Source organism: Corallococcus sp. AB049A (assembly GCF_003668885.1).
Taxonomy (GTDB): domain Bacteria; phylum Myxococcota; class Myxococcia; order Myxococcales; family Myxococcaceae; genus Corallococcus; species Corallococcus interemptor.
The window spans coordinates 1-535 of the sequence record NZ_RAWL01000929.1 but is presented as its reverse complement, the minus strand read 5'-3'; the positions used below and the strand labels follow the sequence as shown (position 1 = coordinate 535).

Here is a 535-nt window from a genome sequence, read left to right as displayed (position 1 = left end):
GGTCAACGCGCTGGGCATCGGTGCGCAGGGCCTGGGTGGCCTGACCACCGTGCTCGACATCAAGATCAACGACTACCCGACCCACGCGGCCAACCTGCCGGTGGCGATGATCCCGAACTGCGCGGCCACCCGCCATGCGCACTTCACCCTGGATGGCAGCGGCCCGGTGATGCTGGACCCGCCGTCGCTGGAAGACTGGCCGAAGCTGACCTACGACGCATCCAAGGGCACCCGGGTGGACCTGGATACGATCACCCCGGAAGACGTGGCCAGCTGGAAGCCGGGCCAGACCCTGCTGCTCAACGGCAAGCTGCTCACCGGCCGCGACGCCGCGCACAAGCGCATGGTCGACATGCTCAACAAGGGCGAGCAGCTGCCGGTCGATCTGAAGGGCCGCTTCATCTACTACGTCGGCCCGGTCGATCCGGTGCGTGACGAAGTGGTGGGCCCGGCCGGCCCGACCACGGCGACCCGCATGGACAAGTTCACCGAGCAGGTGCTGGCACAGACCGGCCTGCTGGGCATGGTCGGCAAG

At 68.0% G+C, this 535-nt stretch carries 1 protein-coding gene; it reads left to right on the top strand.

The window, feature by feature from the left end; all coding sequences use genetic code 11:
- On the top strand, positions 1-535 hold a 535-nt coding region (locus D7X55_RS45935), incomplete at both ends, for a fumarate hydratase C-terminal domain-containing protein (RefSeq protein WP_199747366.1).